At 41.4% G+C, this 19127-nt stretch carries 15 protein-coding genes; 9 read left to right on the top strand and 6 right to left on the bottom strand.

What is annotated here, in order from left to right:
* The first annotated feature begins 42 nt into the window (after positions 1–42).
* Positions 43–1368 carry a UDP-N-acetylglucosamine 1-carboxyvinyltransferase gene (gene murA / locus AC570H_RS10280; protein ID WP_497354365.1) on the top strand — a complete coding sequence of 442 codons (1326 nt, stop codon included), beginning with the start codon at positions 43–45 and terminating at the stop codon, positions 1366–1368.
* A gap of 577 nt (positions 1369–1945) precedes the next feature.
* Here murA and AC570H_RS10285 read toward each other — a convergent pair.
* The gene (locus tag AC570H_RS10285; RefSeq protein ID WP_497354367.1) at positions 1946–3307 is read right to left on the bottom strand and encodes a pyridoxal-phosphate dependent enzyme; all 1362 of its coding nucleotides are present in this window, start codon (positions 3305–3307) and stop codon (positions 1946–1948) included.
* 131 nt (positions 3308–3438) lie between these two features.
* Positions 3439–4530, bottom strand: coding sequence for a DNA-processing protein DprA (dprA, locus tag AC570H_RS10290; protein WP_497354369.1), 1092 nt, complete (start codon positions 4528–4530; stop codon positions 3439–3441).
* A 144-nt stretch (positions 4531–4674) separates the two neighbouring features.
* Between dprA and AC570H_RS10295 the strand changes: the two genes are divergently transcribed.
* From AC570H_RS10295 to AC570H_RS10305, 3 genes are all read left to right on the top strand, one after another.
* Positions 4675–5043, top strand: coding sequence for a BlaI/MecI/CopY family transcriptional regulator (locus AC570H_RS10295; RefSeq protein WP_497354371.1), 369 nt, complete (start codon positions 4675–4677; stop codon positions 5041–5043).
* Entirely contained in the window at positions 5043–6731 is a 1689-nt protein-coding gene (locus AC570H_RS10300) for a M56 family metallopeptidase (protein ID WP_497354373.1), read from the top strand. Before AC570H_RS10295 ends, AC570H_RS10300 begins: the two co-directional genes overlap by 1 nt.
* An 81-nt stretch (positions 6732–6812) precedes the next feature.
* On the top strand, positions 6813–7454 hold the full coding sequence (locus AC570H_RS10305; protein ID WP_497354375.1) for a TlpA family protein disulfide reductase: 642 nt from the start codon (positions 6813–6815) through the stop codon (positions 7452–7454).
* Between the two features lie 20 nt (positions 7455–7474).
* Here AC570H_RS10305 and rsmG read toward each other — a convergent pair whose 3' ends face one another.
* Positions 7475–8110: a 16S rRNA (guanine(527)-N(7))-methyltransferase RsmG gene (gene rsmG, locus AC570H_RS10310; RefSeq protein WP_497354377.1), complete on the bottom strand. Its 636-nt coding sequence runs from the start codon at positions 8108–8110 to the stop codon at positions 7475–7477.
* Positions 8111–8120: 10 nt separating this feature from the next.
* Positions 8121–9275 (bottom strand): glycosyltransferase, encoded by a 1155-nt coding sequence (locus AC570H_RS10315; RefSeq protein ID WP_497354379.1) that lies wholly within the window; start codon positions 9273–9275, stop codon positions 8121–8123.
* A gap of 213 nt (positions 9276–9488) precedes the next feature.
* Here AC570H_RS10315 and tgt point away from each other — a divergent pair, with 213 nt between their 5' ends.
* The 5 genes from tgt to AC570H_RS10340 all read left to right on the top strand — a co-directional run bounded on the left by tgt (position 9489) and on the right by AC570H_RS10340 (position 17045).
* Complete coding sequence (gene tgt / locus AC570H_RS10320; protein WP_497354381.1) at positions 9489–10619, top strand: tRNA guanosine(34) transglycosylase Tgt; 1131 nt, start codon at positions 9489–9491, stop codon at positions 10617–10619.
* On the top strand, positions 10619–11722 hold the full coding sequence (locus AC570H_RS10325) for an LptF/LptG family permease (protein WP_497354383.1): 1104 nt from the start codon (positions 10619–10621) through the stop codon (positions 11720–11722). The genes tgt and AC570H_RS10325 overlap by 1 nt, the downstream gene beginning before the upstream one ends.
* Position 11723: 1 nt before the next feature.
* On the top strand, positions 11724–12623 hold the full coding sequence (locus tag AC570H_RS10330) for a DMT family transporter (RefSeq protein WP_497354385.1): 900 nt from the start codon (positions 11724–11726) through the stop codon (positions 12621–12623).
* A 1354-nt stretch (positions 12624–13977) separates the two neighbouring features.
* On the top strand, positions 13978–16761 hold the full coding sequence (locus AC570H_RS10335) for a TolB family protein (RefSeq protein WP_497354386.1): 2784 nt from the start codon (positions 13978–13980) through the stop codon (positions 16759–16761).
* 2 nt (positions 16762–16763) lie between these two features.
* A complete protein-coding gene (locus AC570H_RS10340) occupies positions 16764–17045 on the top strand; it encodes a hypothetical protein (protein WP_497354388.1) in 282 nt (93 codons plus the stop codon).
* A gap of 110 nt (positions 17046–17155) precedes the next feature.
* Here the strand turns inward: AC570H_RS10340 and AC570H_RS10345 are convergent, their stop codons facing one another.
* Both AC570H_RS10345 and AC570H_RS10350 read right to left on the bottom strand, forming a co-directional pair.
* Positions 17156–17830 (bottom strand): DNA alkylation repair protein, encoded by a 675-nt coding sequence (locus AC570H_RS10345; protein WP_497354390.1) that lies wholly within the window; start codon positions 17828–17830, stop codon positions 17156–17158.
* Between the two features lie 129 nt (positions 17831–17959).
* Positions 17960–19126 carry a trans-sulfuration enzyme family protein gene (locus AC570H_RS10350; RefSeq protein ID WP_497354392.1) on the bottom strand — a complete coding sequence of 389 codons (1167 nt, stop codon included), beginning with the start codon at positions 19124–19126 and terminating at the stop codon, positions 17960–17962.
* Position 19127 lies beyond the last annotated feature (1 nt).

Here is a 19127-nt window from a genome sequence, read left to right on the forward strand (position 1 = left end):
TTGGCCTGTTTTGTAAATTCCAGATAAGCTAAAACAAGAAAAATGAATGCATTCGAAATTATAGGTGGCAAAAAATTAAAGGGCGAAATCACTCCGCAGGGAGCAAAAAACGAGGCGCTTCAGATTTTATCTGCTGTTTTGCTCACCGACCAAAAGATCACCATCAGCAACATTCCCGATATCAAGGATGTAAATAAACTGATCGAACTTTTGGGCGATTTGGGCGTAATTGTAGAACGTTTAAACAAAGACACTTATACCTTCGAAGCGAAAAATATCAACTTGGATTTCTTCCAGTCGGATGTTTTCAAGGCAAAAGGCGGAGGCTTGCGTGGCTCTATCATGATTGTAGGTCCACTTTTGGCCCGTTTTGGCAAAGCTGCTATTCCTAAGCCGGGAGGCGATAAAATTGGCCGCCGCCGTTTGGATACCCACTTTTTGGGTTTCGAAAAATTAGGTGCCAAATTCGTTTACGACCAGAAAAAAGCATTTTTTAATGTTGATGCCACCAATCTGCGGGGCGCTTATATCCTATTGGACGAAGCTTCGGTAACCGGAACAGCCAATATTGTAATGGCAGCCGTATTGGCCAAAGGCACCACTACCATTTATAATGCGGCCTGCGAACCTTATTTGCAGCAATTGTGCAAAATGCTGAACCGCATGGGCGCCAAAATTTCTGGCATTGGTTCTAATTTATTGACCATCGAAGGTGTAACCAAATTGGGTGGTACAGAGCACAGAATGTTGCCAGACATGATCGAAATCGGTTCTTTTATCGGCTTGGCCGCCATGACCGAGTCAGAAATTACCATCAAAAACGTTTGTTATGATGAACTGGGAGTTATTCCTGAGGTTTTCAAAAAGCTGGGCATCAAATTAGAACGCAGAGGCGACGATATCTTTATTCCTTCGCAAAAACATTATGAAATTGATACTTTCATTGACGGTTCGATCTTAACAGTAGCCGACGCGCCATGGCCAGGTTTTACACCAGATTTACTGAGTATAGTTTTGGTGGTTGCTACACAGGCCAAAGGAAATGTGCTTATCCACCAGAAAATGTTCGAAAGCCGTTTGTTCTTCGTTGATAAACTGATAGATATGGGCGCACAAATCATTCTTTGCGACCCGCACCGCGCTACCGTTAACGGGATCGATAAAAAATACCAGCTAAGAGGCATCAGCATGACGTCTCCTGATATTCGTGCCGGAGTTTCCCTTTTAATCGCAGCCTTATCTGCCGAAGGAACTTCAACCATTTATAACATTGAGCAAATTGAACGTGGCTACCAAGACATCGACATTCGTTTACGTGCCTTAGGTGCACAAATTAAACGTGTTGAAGGTTCAGGCCCGAGCCATTAATCAAGAAATATATTCAAAGAAAAGCCTCAAAATTGATTTTGGGGCTTTTTTATTGCCTATTGGCGAACCGCCTAAATATTAATCGTTTATAGAAAAGCAAGGACAGCGTTCCAATTCATTGTCAGTCCCGCTTTTTGCTAAAATTTCTCACTCTGTTCGCAATTACCGCTGTCAATCGGGTTTATGAAATAACTGCCTCTGCTGCTATTTTACTACCACCATCAATTTTAAATATTAAACCACCCCGCCTTACAGGCACCCCCTCGGGAGGGGAACTAAATTTTCGAACTATTGCACAAGCCCAGGTAAAATAGCCCAGATTGTAGCGGCATCCTTTTTGTCCTTAAGGCAAAAAGATACAGCGGAAAGCGGGACTGCCTTTAGCTTTTGCAGAAACTTGCGCTTTAAAACAAACAATTTATTGCCAAAACCAGCAGAAAAAAAATACCACCCCACCTTACAGGCACCCCTCCAGAGGGGAATTGTATAACCGCAGTCTATAAATATTCCTAAAAACAAAATCCCCAAACCTAAGCTTGGGGATTTATCATTTCATAAGTAAACCATTACGGGATAATTAACCTGAAATAGCTTCTATTATATCGTATTGCGTGATGATTTCGAATTTGCCTTGTTCATCTTCTACCAAAACAGCGCTATTGTCTTTATTGATCATAGCCGAAATTTTGTCGATAGAAGTATTCAAATCTACAAAAGGAAGTGATGCCGTCATAATTTCTTTTACTGGGCTCGATCTTAGCGAAGGATTCTCCAATAGCGATTCCAACACATTGCTTTCGGTTATTTTGCCAATTACCATGCCCTGTTGTGTAACAGGAAGCTGAGAAATGCTCAATGTTTTCATGATATTAATGGCCTCGATGATTGTTTTCTCACAATCTAAGGTCACTACCTCTTGGTTAGAACGTTTAGCCAAAATAGAGCGGGCAGTCAGTTTTTCGTCTTTCAAGAAGCCACGCTCGCGCAACCAGTCTTCATTGTACATTTTACCCATGTAACGGCTACCATGATCATGAAAGATGACCACTACCACATCCTCAGGCTTCAATGAAGCTTTCAGTTGCAACAGTCCGGCAATGGCCGCACCTGCAGAGTTTCCGGCAAAAATGCCCTCTTTGCGTGCAATATCACGGGTCATTAAGGCGGCATCTTTATCCGTAACCTTTTCAAAAGCGTCTATTACATCAAAATTTACATTTTGTGGCAAGAAGTCTTCGCCAATGCCCTCGGTAATGTAAGGATAGATTTCATCCTTGTCTAAAATGCCGGTTTCTTTATATTTTTTAAATACCGAACCATAAGTATCAATTCCCCATACTTTAATTTTAGGGTTTTGCTCTTTAAGGTATTTTCCAGCACCAGAAATGGTACCGCCTGTACCTACCCCTACCACCAGATGGGTGATTTTTCCTTCGGTCTGTTCCCAAATCTCCGGACCAGTTTGCTCATAGTGGGCTTGTGAATTGGCAAGGTTATCGTATTGGTTGGGCTTCCACGAGTTAGGTACTTCTCGCTCCAGGCGCGAAGAAACCGAATAATAAGAGCGCGGATCTTCAGGATCAACATTGGTTGGACAAACAATTACCTCTGCCCCAAAGGCACGCAAGGCATCAACTTTTTCTTTCGATTGTTTATCGGTTGTGGTAAAAATACATTTGTAGCCTTTTATAATGGCGGCCATGGCCAGGCCCATTCCTGTATTGCCCGAAGTACCTTCGATAATCGTACCTCCGGGTTTCAGTTTTCCAGATTGCTCGGCATCTTCTATCATTTTTACCGCCATACGGTCTTTAATCGAATTGCCCGGGTTGGTGGTTTCGATTTTGGCCAATACAGTTGCCGGTATTTCTTTAGTAATGCTGTTTAATTTAACCAAAGGCGTATTGCCAATGGTTTCTAAAATGTTATTGTACCACATGCAACAAAATTACGCATTGGCGATTAGTATTTTATAAACTAATATTTATTTAAAACATTATTTTTAAATAATCGATTTTAAGGAATTTAATTCCATAAGCTACCAAATTAGTAGACAATTATACTATAAAATTAGGCCAGCTTGTAAATTTTGCCTGGCAGCGAAACGATTATTCCTTGCATTTCGAGGGTTAACAAAGTTATAGCCAGCTTGCTTTGAGGCGTATTCGCCTTTAGGCTGAGCTCGTCAATCCCTAAAGGGTCAGCCGCTAAAATATCGACGATCAATTGTTCCTCCTTATTCAGGTGGATAGGGATTTGGGCTTGGATTTCCTGCTTTTTGGGGATTTCATCGTCCCAACCCAAATAATAGATCAGGTCTTTTGGATGGTTAATAAGCCCTGCCCGATTGGTTTTGATCAGGAAATTGCATCCTTCAGAAAATTCATCGTTCACCCTGCCCGGAAAGGCATAAACATCTCTATTATAGGAATTGGCGAGCTCGGCGGTAATCAACGCGCCCCCTTTAAATGAAGCCTCTACCACTACGGTTACATCGCTCATGCCGGCAATGATCCGGTTTCTTTTGGGAAAGTTTTCCCTATCGGGATTGGTTCCTGGCAAAAATTCGGTGAGCAAGCCTCCATGATGTACCATTTTCTGGGTCAATTCTTTATGGGCTGCCGGATAAATGCGGTCTAATCCATGACCCAACACGCCTACGGTGGGTAACCTCTGATTAAGGCTTTCTTTATGGGCGGCTGCATCAATGCCCAACGCCAAACCGCTTACCACCACTACATCATAAGGGAGCAGCACCTCGATCAGTTGCTTGCATAGCTGTTTTCCATAGGCCGTGGCATTGCGCGTGCCCACTATGCTTACAATGCGTTGCTGATTTAAGTCGGCAGTACCTTTATAATAGAGCAGCAAAGGTGCGTCATAGCAGTTCCTTAATCTTTTGGGATAGTTCTCATTTGGGTAAAAAAGCACCTGGATCTGGTGTTTGTCAATAAATTCCAGCTGAATTTTCGCTTTTGCCAAAGCATCGGTGCCCACTATAGAATCTGCTATTTTATCACCAATTCCCTCTACCTGTTTAATTTCACGTTTCGAGGCCTTGAATACGGCTTCGGCACTCCCAAAATGGAAGAACAGGTTTTTGGCCAACATAGGGCCAACACCTTTGATCAGACTAAGGGCTATTTGATGCGTTAAACTCATTAAATCTAAAATAATCAATAAATTTAGATTTAAGAATTAATTTTATTTAGCTGTAAATCAATTAATTATAACCAAACTATAAAAATAGTTTGTTAACTATAAAAATAGTGGTAAATTTAAATTAAGTAATAAGAAAATAATAGAATGAGAGAGTTAACAAAAGCGGAAGAACAGGTCATGTTGATTTTGTGGGAAATGAATGAAGGCATCGTCAAAGATGTGATCGATCGGATGGATCCACCTAAGCCAGCTTATAACACCGTATCCACTGTGATCAGGGTTTTGGAAACCAAAGGCTTTATTTCGCACAAGGCCGTAGGCAATACCCATATCTATTTCCCGCTGATCAGCGAAGAGCAGTACAAGCATTTTGCGTTTGACAAGGTGATGAACAATTACTTTGAGAACAATTACCAAAGCCTGGTATCCTTTCTGGTAAAAGAAAAAAACATGGACATGAATGAGCTTGATGAGCTGATTGCACTGGCCGAAAAACTTAAAAACGACAAGTAATGGATTGGTTGTACTATTTGCTAGAGGCAAATCTCTATTTGCTCATTTTCTACGGTTTTTACCGTTTGTTGTTGCAAAACCAGACTTTTTATAATAGCAACCGCTATTATCTTTTGCTGAGCAGCCTTACGGCTTTCGTTTTGCCCGTCTTACAAATAGGCTACCTCAAACCTGCCCCGATCGTATATGAAATGATCATTTTACCCCAATCCCCTCCTATACAGCCTGCAATGGGGCTTAGCGATTACCTATATGCCATATATATGATCATTGCTTTGGCCTTTGCCATTAAGCTTTTGTTAGGTGTCGGAAAAATTATAGGCTTGTGGCTGGGTGCCAAAAAACACCGAAACAAGAGCTTCACCTTAGTAGAACTGAAACATGAAAACGAAGCTTTTTCTTTTTTTAACCTGCTGTTTATCCATCCCCAACTGGCCCAAAAACAAGTTGTACTCAAGCATGAGTTGGTCCATATTAAACAAAAACACAGTTTAGATGTATTGTTCTTCGAGCTCTTGCAAATCATTTGCTGGTTTAATCCGATCATCTATTTTATGAAGAGGGATGTTAAACTATTGCATGAATATATTGCAGACGAACTCAGCGCATCTACCAATCAGCAGAAACACGATTATGTGATGTTCCTGATCGAAAACTCCTTTGGCATTGTGCCACAGCAACTTACGAACCAAATTTTCAATCAATCAATATTAAAAAGGAGAATTAACATGTTAAACAAGAAAAGAACAACCAATTGGGCCAGGCTCAAGTTGTTGTTGGCCCTACCCTTGGGCGGCGCAATGCTCTGTACCTCAACAATGGCATTTACAAAAGATTATGGTTACGTAGATTTATTTCCGGAGAAAAATAAAGCTACCGAAGCCCTAGTGCAGGAAGTGCCAAAAGTAGAGAATGTTAAAAAACAAGATGTAAAGACAGAGAACCTCAAACTGCAGGAAGTTAAGGTGCAAGACATTAAAAAGGCAAAAAAAGACCAGGTTAAGTTTCCACCACCAAAAGCTAAGGCCTATAAGACAAGACCTGATGCGCCTGCCATCGAGCCGCCGCCACCAACGGTAAAAACGGTCAGGTTTCCTCCACCCGTTGTTAAGCCCGACAAAGCAGCTCAAGCTCCAGGAGAGCCAAAAGATGCGGTTAAATTTCCACCACCAATTGTCAAACCCGATGCACCCGCAGTTAAACCACCCCCACCGGGCGCAAAAAGCAAGTATAAAACGAAAAAAGATATTGTAAAGTTTCCACCGCCGATTGTTAAGCCAGATTCTAAAAAAGAAGGCAACGACGATGCCGATTTAAAAGCAAAACTTGCAGCTTTACCAAGTGTAACCGTAGCAAGTACTGACGCAGAAAAAGTTAAAACAATATACCTTAAATCGCTAAAAGAAAGCCAACAGGGGAATGCCAATACTGAACAGGATTTTCAAAATCTCAAATCTGATCAAAAAATCTACTATTCAATTGCTGCAAAACAAACAAAATCCGACGGTAAAGATCTTCATTCGACCAAAGAAGTTTATCAAAACTTAAATAATACCTACAAAAGCCCTGAAGCTAAAGATGGGCAGCGAAAACTGCAATACATGACTGTCAAACCTAGCACAAAAGACCCTAAAAAAGAGACCAAGTCAATTACGCTAGAACTGCTTCCGGCCAAAAAACAGCCTTAAAACCGAACAAACATTTTTTTAGTACAGCCCTTCTGCTCTTCATGGGTAGATGGGTTTGTTATTTAACCTCATCGACACAACATGGTCAGAATTACTGTATTTGTAGGTCTATTATTGTTATCCCTATCTTCATTTGCCCAAAAACCAAAGAAAAGAACGATCAAATCAATGCCTCAGCTTTCAATTTATGATTTAAGCGGAAAAGCAACAGATTTGAAGACAATGGGCAAGGAAAAAGTAACTTTTATAGATTTCTGGTTTATTCCCTGTGGAGCCTGTTTTGAAGAGATGAATATGCTTCATCAGCTGTATGCCAAGTACAAAAGCAATCCAAATGTCTGCTTTATGACGATTACAATAACAGATAGCGCATTTGTAAGGCCTTTGACCGAAAACAGAAATACGGCCAATAATCAAACCTATGATTATTTCAAGCAACTTTCGAAACTTGACAGCTTTAAACTACCTGTTTATTTTATAAAAGATGCCACTCAAAAAATGATATCACTCAAAAAAGAAGGGGCATTTTTTGATGGACGAGGCGTGCCCAGAAACAAGAATCCTTTACTGTTACCTGATTACATTTTTGGGTTTTCAGGCTATCCTACGATCTTTATTTTTGACAAAAATGGAAATGTAGCTTACAAGAAGACAGGCTTTACAAAAGACGGAGAAAAACAGCAGCAAAAAGAAATAGAAAAGCTGATTAATGCCAATCTATAGCAATAACGATTTCAGCAAGCTTATTGCGGGATATAAACTACGTATTTGGTTTCAAAGAAATCTTCTTCAAAATACACTGAAAGCGGGTGCAATTCTGCTTTCAGTTTCGATTCCTTGATCTCTTCCGTCAAATCTCCACCTTTGAGGTAAAGAATGCCGTTTTGAATGGCATTGATGTTTTCTTTGGCAAATTTGCCTCTTATCCAAGGGTAAAAATCGATCAATCGGGTTACTGCCCTTGACACGATAAAATTATATTTATCGGTCACTTGTTCTGCCCTTAAATGGCTCGCCTTTACATTGCTTAAGCCCAATGCAGCAGCCACTTCGGTCACTACCTTGATCTTTTTTCCAATCGAATCGACTAAATGGAACTGTGTTTCCGGAAATAAAATTGCCAAAGGGATACCGGGAAAACCACCTCCAGTACCTACGTCCAGTACCTTTTCTCTAGCTTTAAAAGTACAAAACTTGGCGATGCCCAAAGAATGCAGGATGTGGCGTTCGTACAGCTCATCGATATCTTTTCTAGAAATTACATTGATTTGCGCATTCCAGAAGCTATATAAATCATACAATTGCTCAAACTGCGCAATTTGCTTTTCGCTAAGTTCCTTAAAATACTTTAAAACGATGGTTGGTTTAATATCAGACATGATCAGCGATTTATTTCCACTTTACTTTTTTCACAAATATAGACAGAAAGGCATTAAGCACCAGAAAAACAAATAAGATAGGATCCAATATAGGAAACCACCAGCGCAATTCACCGTAATTAAGGCGCTTTAACAAGCGGGGATAAACAAAGCTCCTGATCAAAATGCTCAATACAAAAATACCAATCCCTAGGTAACGCGTAGCTGACAAACAAACAAGTACAATACCTAACATATAAAATAGAAACTGTACCGCAATTTGCATCGACAAGATGAATTTATGCTTGGGCTTATAGAACTTGCCTGCACCAACATGTCTTTTTTTCTGCCTTAAATAGGTTATAAATGAGGTTTTAGGCTCGCTCCACACATGTGTTTCCTTATTTATCCTAATGGCCGTATTGTGTGCATTGGCATGTGCATTCACAAACAGGTCGTCATCTCCCGATGGGATATGCATATGGGCCGCAAAGCCTTTATTCTTAAAGAAAAGCGATTTTCTATAGGCCATATTTCGGCCAATGCCCATATAAGGCATGCCTTTAAGGGCAAAAGAAAGGTAATTAACTGCCGTAAAAAAAGTTTCGAACCTGATCAGGCAGTTCAACAGGTTCCTTTTTTTGAAATAAGGCGAATAACCCAACACAAGCTGTATATCGCTCTCAGCAGGCTGTTGCATGCCCATTAGCCAATTGTTCGAAGCTGGCTCGCAATCGGCATCTGTAAACACCAGCCATTCATAACTTGCTGCTTTGATGCCCATGGTTACGGCAAATTTCTTACCCGCAATAAACTTTTCGCCTTCTGCCACGGTAACGACTTTCAAATGGGCGTATTGCTTGTCCATTTCTTCCAGAAATTCCTTTGTTCCATCCCAAGAACGATCGTTAACCACCACAACTTCAAATTGTGGATAATCCTGATTTAAAATGCTTGGCAGGTATTTTTGAAGATTTTGGATTTCATTTCGGGCGCATACAATTACGCTGATCGGATTAACTGCACGCTCGGGAAGCTCCTCCACCCTAAAATTGGCCAGTTTAGCATGCACAAACAGGCTAAAATAGAGCTGTATCAAAAAACAAAAAACAAAAGCGCCGAGCAGGCTAATCTCTAATATATTTAATTCCACGATGGTATTTCTGAAAGCCAACAAATCTCTCATTTTTAATCTGTAAACCAGCTTTATGTTGATAAAAAATTAAGGCCATGTTTAAAAAACACATAATTATTATAGGTTTTAGACGTTGTTTCTAGCCAAGCTTCAAAACAACAGGGCGCAATGGCCTTAAAAAAGGAATATTCTTGCTATTTTTGTCGGATTTTTGAAGAGGAAGCAATGCCATGAAAATCATTATGGCGAACAAATACAGAACAGATGAAATTTGATTTACAGGCTAAAGACCCGTCATCCAAGGCCAGGGCCGGCGTAATTACTACCGCCCATGGCGAAATACAAACCCCTATTTTTATGCCTGTAGGCACGGCCGGAACAGTAAAGGCAGTGCACCAAAGAGAACTTAAGGACGATATCGAGGCCCAAATTATACTAGGTAACACTTATCACCTCTACCTGAGGCCAGGATTAGAAGTTTTAGAACCTGTCGGCGGATTGCATAAATTCATTGGCTGGGACAAGCCTATTTTAACGGACAGTGGTGGCTATCAGGTCTATTCGTTAAGCAAAGTGCGTAAAATCAAAGAAGAAGGCGTTACTTTTCGCTCACATATTGATGGCTCTAAGCACCTGTTTACGCCAGAATATGCCATGGACATCCAAAGAACCATTGGTGCCGATATCATCATGGCTTTTGACGAGTGTACGCCCTATCCTTGCGACTATAGGTATGCGGCCAATTCGCTAAACATGACCCATAGGTGGCTTAAACGCTGCTGCGAGCGCGTTGATACAACCGAGCCAAAATATGGCTACGAGCAAACGCTTTTCCCCATTGTACAAGGTTCGGTTTATAAGGATTTGAGGATGAAATCGGCCGAGTTTATCGCTTCTATGGGCCGAGAAGGCAATGCCATTGGTGGTTTATCAGTTGGCGAACCTGCCGAGGAAATGTATGCCATGACAGAAGTTGTATGCGATATTTTGCCTGTAGACAAGCCTCGTTACCTCATGGGCGTGGGTACACCGATTAATATATTAGAGAATATTGCGCTTGGAATAGATATGTTCGATTGCGTAATGCCTACCAGAAATGCCCGTAACGGCATGCTTTTTACCAGAAATGGCATCATCAACATCGGCAACAAAAAATGGGAAAGCGATTTCTCGCCAATTGATGCCGAAAGCGATCTTTTTGCCGATCAGGTTTATTCTAAAGCCTATTTAAGGCACTTGATGCATTCTAAGGAAATTTTAGGCGCTCAAATCGCTACCTTGCATAACCTTCATTTTTATTTGTGGCTGGTAAAAGAAGCACGCGAAAAAATCATTTCGGGCGAATTTTACACTTGGAAGAACAAAATGGTGAGTATATTAGGCAATAAATTATAATGAATTTCATTAGGCGACGCATTAAAATTATTGACGGCTACATCATTGGCAAGTACCTGGGTACCTTTATTTATACCCTGGCCATCTTTGTTGTGATTATTGTGATCTTCGATTTGTCTGAGAAATTGGATGATTTTCTGGAGAAAAACATGAGCATTTGGGAAACCATTACCCAATACTACGCCGGTTCGATACCATTTTATGTAAACATGCTTTCGCCGTTGATCAATTTCATAGCCGTAATTTTCTTTACGGCTAAAATGGCCGACCAGACCGAAATTGTGCCTATTTTAAGTGGAGGCGTGAGTTTTAATCGCTTCTTAAGGCCCTATTTCATCTCGGCATTTATCATTTTTTCGGTCAACCTGTTCTCTAACCTATACGTACTTCCCTACACCAACAAGATCAAAAACAAGTTCGAAAACGAGGTTGTAAACGACAAAGACCCTTATATTAAAATGAATATCCACATGAAAGTGGATAGCAACACCTATATCTACATCGATAATTTCGACAACAAGACCAATATTGGCTATCGTTTTTCGCTAGACAAGTTTAAAGGCGATATTTTAAAGAAAAAGCTGATGGCCGAACAGATTACCTGGGATTCGGTTAAGAGAACCTGGAAACTTAGCAATTACACCATCAGAAATGTAGATGCCCTCAAAGAATCGATGGTTTATGCCAACTACAAACAAAAAGATACGGTTTTAGATATGCGTCCGGATGATTTTTCAGTGTACCAGAACGTATTTGAAAGCATGACCAATAAAGAACTTTCCGATAAGATCAAAAAGGAAAGGATCAGAGGGTCTGGCGTAATGAGCGATTTGCTTTTTGAACAGTATAAACGCTGGTTTCAGCCTTTGTCGGCATTTGTATTGACGTTAATCGGCGTTGCCCTGTCATCGCGAAAAGTACGTGGTGGCGTAGGTTTGCCATTGGGAATTGGCATCATTTTGAGTTTTGCGTACATCGTTTTTACCCAATTTGCCAAGATGTTTTCTACCAAAGGCGGACTGCCCCCACTCGTGGCAACATTGCTTCCTACAGTCTTTTTTGGTTTGCTAGGCTTATATTTGCTGCGAAGAGCACCAAAGTAAAATGAAATCAGACCTTAAAGCCACTCCAAGCACCAATCGAAACCTATTAATTTTACACCTCACCGTTTTTATTTGGGGTTTTACGGGCATTTTAGGCGCACTCATTTCCATTAGCGCCGTGCAAATGGTATGGTATAGGGTTTTAATTGCCTCCATTACTTTATTCGTTTACTTTAAACTGAGCAAGACCAGCATCAAGGTCACCCGTACGCAGTTTCTAAAATTCTTTTTTACAGGCAGTATCGTAGCTACCCATTGGATCTTTTTCTTCCATTCTATTAAGGTAGCCAATGTTTCCGTAAGCTTGATTTGCCTCTCCTCCGTTACGCTTTTCATCGCCATTTTAGAGCCTTTAATAAAAAAACATGCCATTTCTAAAGGCGATATCTTTGTGGGATTACTCATCATTTTGGGCATTTACCTCATCTTTAAATTCGAAACCAAGTACACTACAGGCATTATTTTTGGACTATTGTCTGCAGTAGCCGCCAGCTTTTTTTCAACCATTAACTCCACTCTGGTGCAAAAAAACAACCCTAGCATCATTGGATTTTATGAGCTTGCCGGCGCCTTTTTCTGGATCAGTATTTACCGTCTATTCGACAAAAGCCTGCTCACAGAGACCTTTAATTTAAGCTTGATGGACTGGTTTTACCTCTTGGTTTTAGGTACCATTTGCACGGCCCTGGCCTACGTTGCAGGGGTATCGGTTATGCGCACCTTATCGGCATTTCGCGTAGCGCTCATCACCAATTTGGAGCCGGTATATGGCATCGTTTTGGCCTTCATTTTGTTTGGTCAAAGAGAGCAGATGACAGGCGGTTTTTACCTAGGATCTCTACTCATTTTGGCTGCCGTTTTCATCTATCCGATCTACAAAAACCGTCGCAATAGGGCTTAGCTTTGGACTCAATTTTAGTCGTTTAACCAATTAAAAAACACGTAAAATTATTAATCACAAATGGGCATAAACAGCTTTCCAATCGCTCTGCCTATTGTCAACAACAACCTATCACTACGATAATTTTAAGTGTCTTATATGCCATAGAGAGCCGATTTTCAGCCATTTAAGACACATAAGGACATTTAAGAATATTATAACAAGGAACAAAAAGAGCTATCTAAGCTATGTGCCTATGTGGTTAATAATATGCAACAAGGAACAAAAAGGGCTATCTAAGCTATGTGCCTATGTGGTTAATAACAATGCCACAATTAACATGGTCTTAAATGCCTTATATGATAACATCCTATAAAAAAAAAGCCAGTTTTTAAACCATCTAAGACACCTAATAGTACCTAAGATTTTAATCACCACATAGACACATAGCTGGAAATAAACTCAGAAAAATGCAATAATACCATCTGTTTTTCAAATTTTCAACCTCAAAAAACAGCTCATTTACCAAGATAGGTTTTAAAATTCAGCTAAAAATTAGGGTATCCAACCATTAAAACTGATGGATTGAAGCCCTAGTTTTTACCTCATCTCCTATCTCCAAAGCTCCTGATTTACCAGAAAAAATCAACGAATTTACCCCATACTTCATTAACATCAACCATAAAAAACACTAGATTAAAACCTGATTCCAATCCAATATTTCACTGGAAAAACCATTCCATATATCAAGCAAATGCATCACTTTTAACCATCATTTTTGCCCTGTATACAACCTCAAAAAGGACTTCAACAAAGACATGTTTTCACCAGCTCCTAGCATAAATAAATAGCCAAATCCGACATCAAAAAATCAGCTTATTTTTGTCAGTGAAACAGGAGTTATACCCGTCTTCAAAACGCTTATTTTTTAAGCTTCAACTCAAGCAAAATTGGCGTTAAAACCAGACAACAAATCACACCTCAAACTGACAAAAACCAAGTAGTTTTTTCATCGATTTTTAGTCGATTTCTACAATCCAATCCTAGGGTAGGGGTGTGAAGAAACGTATACATGTGTAAAAATTTACCGAAAAAATTTGCTTAAAATCCGAAGGAAATAGTGTACCTTAATAGCAGGTTTTAAAAACGTTCTCTGATTTCCTTAAAGCTGTAAAAAAACACCTTCAACAGCATAAATTCCAATAAAATACCGTAGATTATGTTGATTTATATAAACATCATAAAAATATGTAAATCAGTATTTTAAAAAATTTAACTTAAATTAAAACATCAAATAAAAGATCGATTTAAAATTCTGAAAAACTAAAAATTTTAGCAACACATCTTAATGAAACTTAATATAGCAATAAATAAATTGAAAATCAGACTTTTAACCATACTCATATTAAGTTTTATTTCATTTAGCGGTTTTGGCCAAATTTTCGACAGCGAACAAAACCCACTTAGTGTAAAATGGCGCCAGATTCAGCACAATGGCTTCAGGCTGATCTATCCGAGCGAACTCGAAAAAGAGGCCCAAAGAATGGCCAATACTATTACCCATATTTACCCTTATGTAGGCCGTAGTTTAGAGCGACAAAAAACGAGCATCCCTATCGTGTTTCAGAACCGCGGAACCATCGCAAATGGCTTTGTTCAACTGGCCCCAAAAAAGTCGCAATTCAACACCACTCCACCCCAGCAATTTGACAGTCAGGATTGGCTCAATAATTTGGCAGTTCACGAGCTCAGGCACGTTGCCCAATTCGACAAAATTACGGGTGGCCAGGCCCACCCTTTTCCCGAAGAAATTTACTTCGCCTACTTGGGTGCGAGCATCCCCACTTGGTTCTTCGAAGGCGATGCGGTGAGCACCGAGACTTCCCTCACCCATGCGGGTCGCGGCAGGCAGCCTTCATGGGTCATGCCTTTCAGGGCTTCGCTACTGAGCGGACAAAATTTTTCTTACTCGAAAGCTTACTTCGGATCGAACAAAGACCAGACCCCGGGCTACTACCAATTGGGCTACCTACTCACTTCGCAGCTCCGCAAAGAATTTGGAAAAGGAATCGTCGACAGCTTGTTGGGCGACATCCACCGTCGGCCACTCCGCCTCTACCCTTTTTCGCAGAGCCTAAAAAAATACACCGGCTACAATACCAGAAAATTTTACCTCCACACTTTGGAGCAATTGAAAAAAGATTGGCAACAACAAGACGAACAAAACCTAGGCAACAATTACCAAAGTCTCAATCGTCCGTCTCGAATTGCCACCAACTACTACCTGCCTACCGCACTGCCCAATGGCCAAGTGCTCGCGCTCAAGGAAAGCAAAGGCGAAGTATCAGGATTTGTCTTGGTCAATGAAAATCAAAGCGAGGAAAGGCTCTTCAAAATCGGCTACCAAGAACAGGCTTGGTTCAGTTATGCCAACAATCTTTTGGTTTGGGACGAGATCAGGTACGACCCACGCTACAGGCAGCGAAACTACAGCGTCATCTGTCTTTACGATTTTACCACGAAAAGCAAACGGCAGCTCACGTTCAGGAGCAGGCTCTTCTCTCCTACGCTTTCTGGAGACGGAAAAAAATTGCTGGCCGTACAGGCAGACCTGAGCAATCAATTTAATTTGGTGGCGATCGACATTGCCAGCGGAAAAATAACGAAGACCTATGCTAATCCTTCAAATCATATCCTGCAAACTCCAGCCCTCAATGCCGATGGCTCAAAGCTGAGCTGGGTTGCGGTAAACGAAGCAGGCAAGTCGCTCTGGCTGGCTGACGAAACGGGCAAAACCGAGGAAATTATCACACCCACGAAGCAACAGCTGAGCAGACCGATATTCATTGGCGATAAAATCGCATTTAACGCCCATTTAAGCGGGCTTGGCAATATTTACGAGGTAACACCTGCTGACAAAAAGATCGTCGCTCTAACGTCAGCAAAATACGGCGCGTTTAATGCAAATTTAACTCCGGATGGAAAGTCGATCCTTTTCAACAACTACCAGGCCATGGGCTACGAAATTGCAAAGGCCCCGATCGAAGCAAAAGCCATTCAGGCCAACCATTTCGTTTATTTTGGCGAAGCTGCCGAAGCGCAGGAAAATACAGGCGACGTGTTTAAGCAAATCCCCGACAGTACTTACGTTTCTAAGCCATACAGCCCATTGGCACACTCTTTTTCCTTTCACAGCGTCAGCCCAACGGTTGATGACGACGACAGACTTGGCATCGCGCTTAAATCAAACGATTTGCTGAACACCATGGATTTTTTTGGTGGCGTAAGCTATCATAGCGATTTGAGAAAGCTGGAGTACAATGCCGGATTGACTTACAAAAGCCTGTATCCGGTGTTGAGCGCTACTTTTAGGAACCGTCCACGCTTGGCTTATTACCGTCTTAACGGACAGATCCGCGAAGCCAACTGGCGAGAAAACATGCTCGAGTTAAAAGCCAGTGTGCCCTTGAACGTAAACGCCTACAACCACAACTACAGTTTTTTGGGCGAGATCGGAACGAGCTATACCCAAAGAAATTTCGAGCCATTAGAAGCAAAGCTTTTCAACAATACACTCAAATTTCCGATGAGCTACCGTTTGGGCCTTGGCCACAGTGTACGTGCGGCCGAGCGGGACGTGGCCCCAAAATGGGCGCAGTCTGTTACCTTCACCTATTACAACCAACCCTTCGACAAGCAATTGAATGGCGATTTGATCGCTTTCGAAAGCGCCCTCTATTTTCCCGGCTTATTCAAAAACCATTCGTTCATGGCCAGCTTCAACTATCAGGAAAGCAGCGGTTCACTCAAGGGCAATAATGAAATCAATACGGTTTATGGCTATGGGCAGATCAGGGCAAGGAGCGAGCTGAAAAACACACTCCTGCTCAGCTACCGTTTTCCAATTGCTTTTCCAGATGCGGAGATCGGCTCTTTGGCCTACATCAGGAATTTTAGGGGTGGGTTTTTTAGCCACTACGAGAACATTGGTACCGAGACCAATTTGGGCGAGCCTAAAACTTTTGGACTCGAATTACGCAGCAGCTTAAACCTTTTGCGCTATCAACCTGTTATAGATTTGGGTCTAAGGGCCGTTTTTGTGAATAAAATTTACAATCAAAACCCTATCTTAGAGTTTATATTCAACTACAGTTTCTAAATATGAAAGCAAAAACCATCTTCATCATCGTTGTTACTGCACTGCTGACCACTTTCTTGTTCGTGAACAGGGAAGCCGTTCCCTTCGATTTTATCTTCGGAAAAGAAGTGTACATCTCAAAGCTTATCGTTATTGGAGTTTGCATCTTGATCGGCTTTATTTTAGGCTTCATTGCCGGAAGACCGAAAAAAACCTTGTCTAGCTACGACACCGAAATCGAAAAACACCAACCTGTAGAAAACAAGTCTATTTTGAGCGACGAGGATCGGGATTATATTTCTTGAGGCTGTTCTTAGTTGGGAATCCGAAGTCGGAAAGTCAGAAGTCAGAAAGTCGGAAGTCCGAAGTCTAGTTTCGAAAATGACTCATCACAATCGGACTCAGGACTACAGACTCAGGACTCTATCTTAGGCCCTTTGTTCCTTAGTTCTCGCAGGGCATCAAGTGCTATCCAATTGGCTTTTTTGTTTTGTTGGGCTAAAATATTTTCAGCGGTGGCGATGGCATGTTCATACAAAAACGCATTGCGCTTGCCCATTTGCCTCAAGGCCCAATTCACAGCCTTCTTCACAAAATTCCGATGGTCCCAGGCTTCCCGTTCTATGATTGGAAAAAAGGCCAAGAATGTTTCGTTGGGTTCCTTTTTCAGGTGCACGGCTGCTTCGGCCATGAGCACAAAACCGGTGCGCTTTACAAATTCCTTTTCTGCCTGGGTATACTCCAAAGCCTTCGGCTTGAAATAAGGCGTTTTAACGAACAGATTTCCACAGGCCTGATCACATACATCCCAAGAAGCAAAATCGTTTGTCCAGCTATCTATTTGCTGTTCGGTTACCAATTTATAGTCGCCAATGATCGTCGCCAAAATCCTGGCCTCATGGATTCCTGTTTTCCAAAGTTCGAGCGAAAGCTCCTGATTCTTGCGGATCTGTTTGGCCAGCGCCCTTACCTTCGGCATACTCACCCCAAAAGCATGGGTATTATCAACGCCAAAATGAAGCATTTTCTGGTGATGTGCCGGATCTGAAAGGGATTTAAGCTCGGAAATAATAAAGTCGCAGTCGTTCATCTCGACAAGTTGAAAGTTTAGCGTTGAAAGTGTAAAGTTAATACAGCATTTGAACAATTCAACAGCCAATACCTTCCAACAATAAATGAAACCGGCGAATTCATTAAAATAAACTAACGAGCCAATGAACTAGGCAAGCGCCTGTTCAATGTCCGACAAAATATCGTCGATATGCTCTAAGCCGATAGACAAGCGGATTGATCCCTGCTCTATCCCAACGATATTGCGTTCCTCTTCGGTAAGTTTGCTATGGGTGCTCGTAGCCGGATGCGTAGCAATAGACCTCGTATCGGCCAGGTTTGCAGAAATCGAGAACATCTGAAGCCCGTCCATAAATTTGCGCGCTCCTTCTACACCGCCATTCACTACAATAGTTACGATGCCTCCACCCTGTTTCATTTGCTTTTTGGCAATTTGATATTGTGGATGCGATGGCAGGAACGGATATTTCACCAATTTGATTTTAGGGTGCTTCTCCAAATATTCGGCAACCTTCAAGGCGTTTTCGCAATGGCGATCCATACGAACGGCCAATGTTTCCAAGCTTTTCGATAAAATCCAAGCATTAAACGGCGACAAAGAAGGTCCACTGTGACGTGCAAATGCAACAATTTCAGCAATCAGCTCTTTGCTACCCAAAATAATGCCTCCCAAAACGCGACCTTGGCCATCGATATATTTCGTAGCCGAGTGGATGGAAATGTGCGCGCCCAATTTGATCGGCTGTTGCAGGTATGGGGTAGCAAAACAGTTGTCAACTACCAAAAGCACATTGTGTTTTTTAGCCAAAGCGCCTAAAAATTCCAAATCGATGATATCAATTCCAGGATTTGATGGGGTTTCTACAAAAATGATCTTGGTATTTGGCTTGATCAGTCCCTCCCAATCATCAGGTTTGTCTAAATCGGCATAATCAAAAGTAACGCCCCATTTAGAAAATACATTCGTCAGCAACTGGTGGGTGGAACCGAAAACAGAACGACTTGATACGATATGATCGCCACTTTTTAGAAAAGCACCGAAAGTAGTGAAAATAGAAGCCATACCCGTTGCCGTTGCAAAACCGTCTTCTGCCCCCTCTAACAAGCACATTTTTTCAATGAACTCTGAAGTATTTGGGTTTGAGTAACGGCTGTATACGTTTCCTTCCTTCTCATTGGCAAAAAGCGCACGCATTTCTTCGGCATCATCAAACTTGTAGCTTGAGGTTAAAAAGATGGGCGAAGAATGTTCTTTGTGCAGGCTTCTTTCAATTTGGGTACGGATGGCTATGGTTTCAAAATTTTCGTTTTTCATT

This window comes from Pedobacter sp. B4419 (assembly GCF_059693725.1).

Excerpts from the sequence above, each read along its gene's own strand:
- murA (WP_497354365.1), top strand. The coding sequence starts at position 43 with ATGAATGCATTCGAAATTATAGGTGGCAAAAAATTAAAGGGCGAAATC.
- AC570H_RS10285 (WP_497354367.1), bottom strand. The coding sequence starts at position 3,307 with ATGTGGTACAATAACATTTTAGAAACCATTGGCAATACGCCTTTGGTT.
- dprA (WP_497354369.1), bottom strand. The coding sequence starts at position 4,530 with ATGAGTTTAACGCATCAAATAGCCCTTAGTCTGATCAAAGGTGTTGGC.
- AC570H_RS10295 (WP_497354371.1), top strand. The coding sequence starts at position 4,675 with ATGAGAGAGTTAACAAAAGCGGAAGAACAGGTCATGTTGATTTTGTGG.
- AC570H_RS10300 (WP_497354373.1), top strand. The coding sequence starts at position 5,043 with ATGGATTGGTTGTACTATTTGCTAGAGGCAAATCTCTATTTGCTCATT.
- AC570H_RS10305 (WP_497354375.1), top strand. The coding sequence starts at position 6,813 with ATGGTCAGAATTACTGTATTTGTAGGTCTATTATTGTTATCCCTATCT.
- rsmG (WP_497354377.1), bottom strand. The coding sequence starts at position 8,110 with ATGTCTGATATTAAACCAACCATCGTTTTAAAGTATTTTAAGGAACTT.
- AC570H_RS10315 (WP_497354379.1), bottom strand. The coding sequence starts at position 9,275 with ATGAGAGATTTGTTGGCTTTCAGAAATACCATCGTGGAATTAAATATA.
- tgt (WP_497354381.1), top strand. The coding sequence starts at position 9,489 with ATGAAATTTGATTTACAGGCTAAAGACCCGTCATCCAAGGCCAGGGCC.
- AC570H_RS10325 (WP_497354383.1), top strand. The coding sequence starts at position 10,619 with ATGAATTTCATTAGGCGACGCATTAAAATTATTGACGGCTACATCATT.
- AC570H_RS10330 (WP_497354385.1), top strand. The coding sequence starts at position 11,724 with ATGAAATCAGACCTTAAAGCCACTCCAAGCACCAATCGAAACCTATTA.
- AC570H_RS10340 (WP_497354388.1), top strand. The coding sequence starts at position 16,764 with ATGAAAGCAAAAACCATCTTCATCATCGTTGTTACTGCACTGCTGACC.
- AC570H_RS10345 (WP_497354390.1), bottom strand. The coding sequence starts at position 17,830 with ATGAACGACTGCGACTTTATTATTTCCGAGCTTAAATCCCTTTCAGAT.
- AC570H_RS10350 (WP_497354392.1), bottom strand. The coding sequence starts at position 19,126 with ATGAAAAACGAAAATTTTGAAACCATAGCCATCCGTACCCAAATTGAA.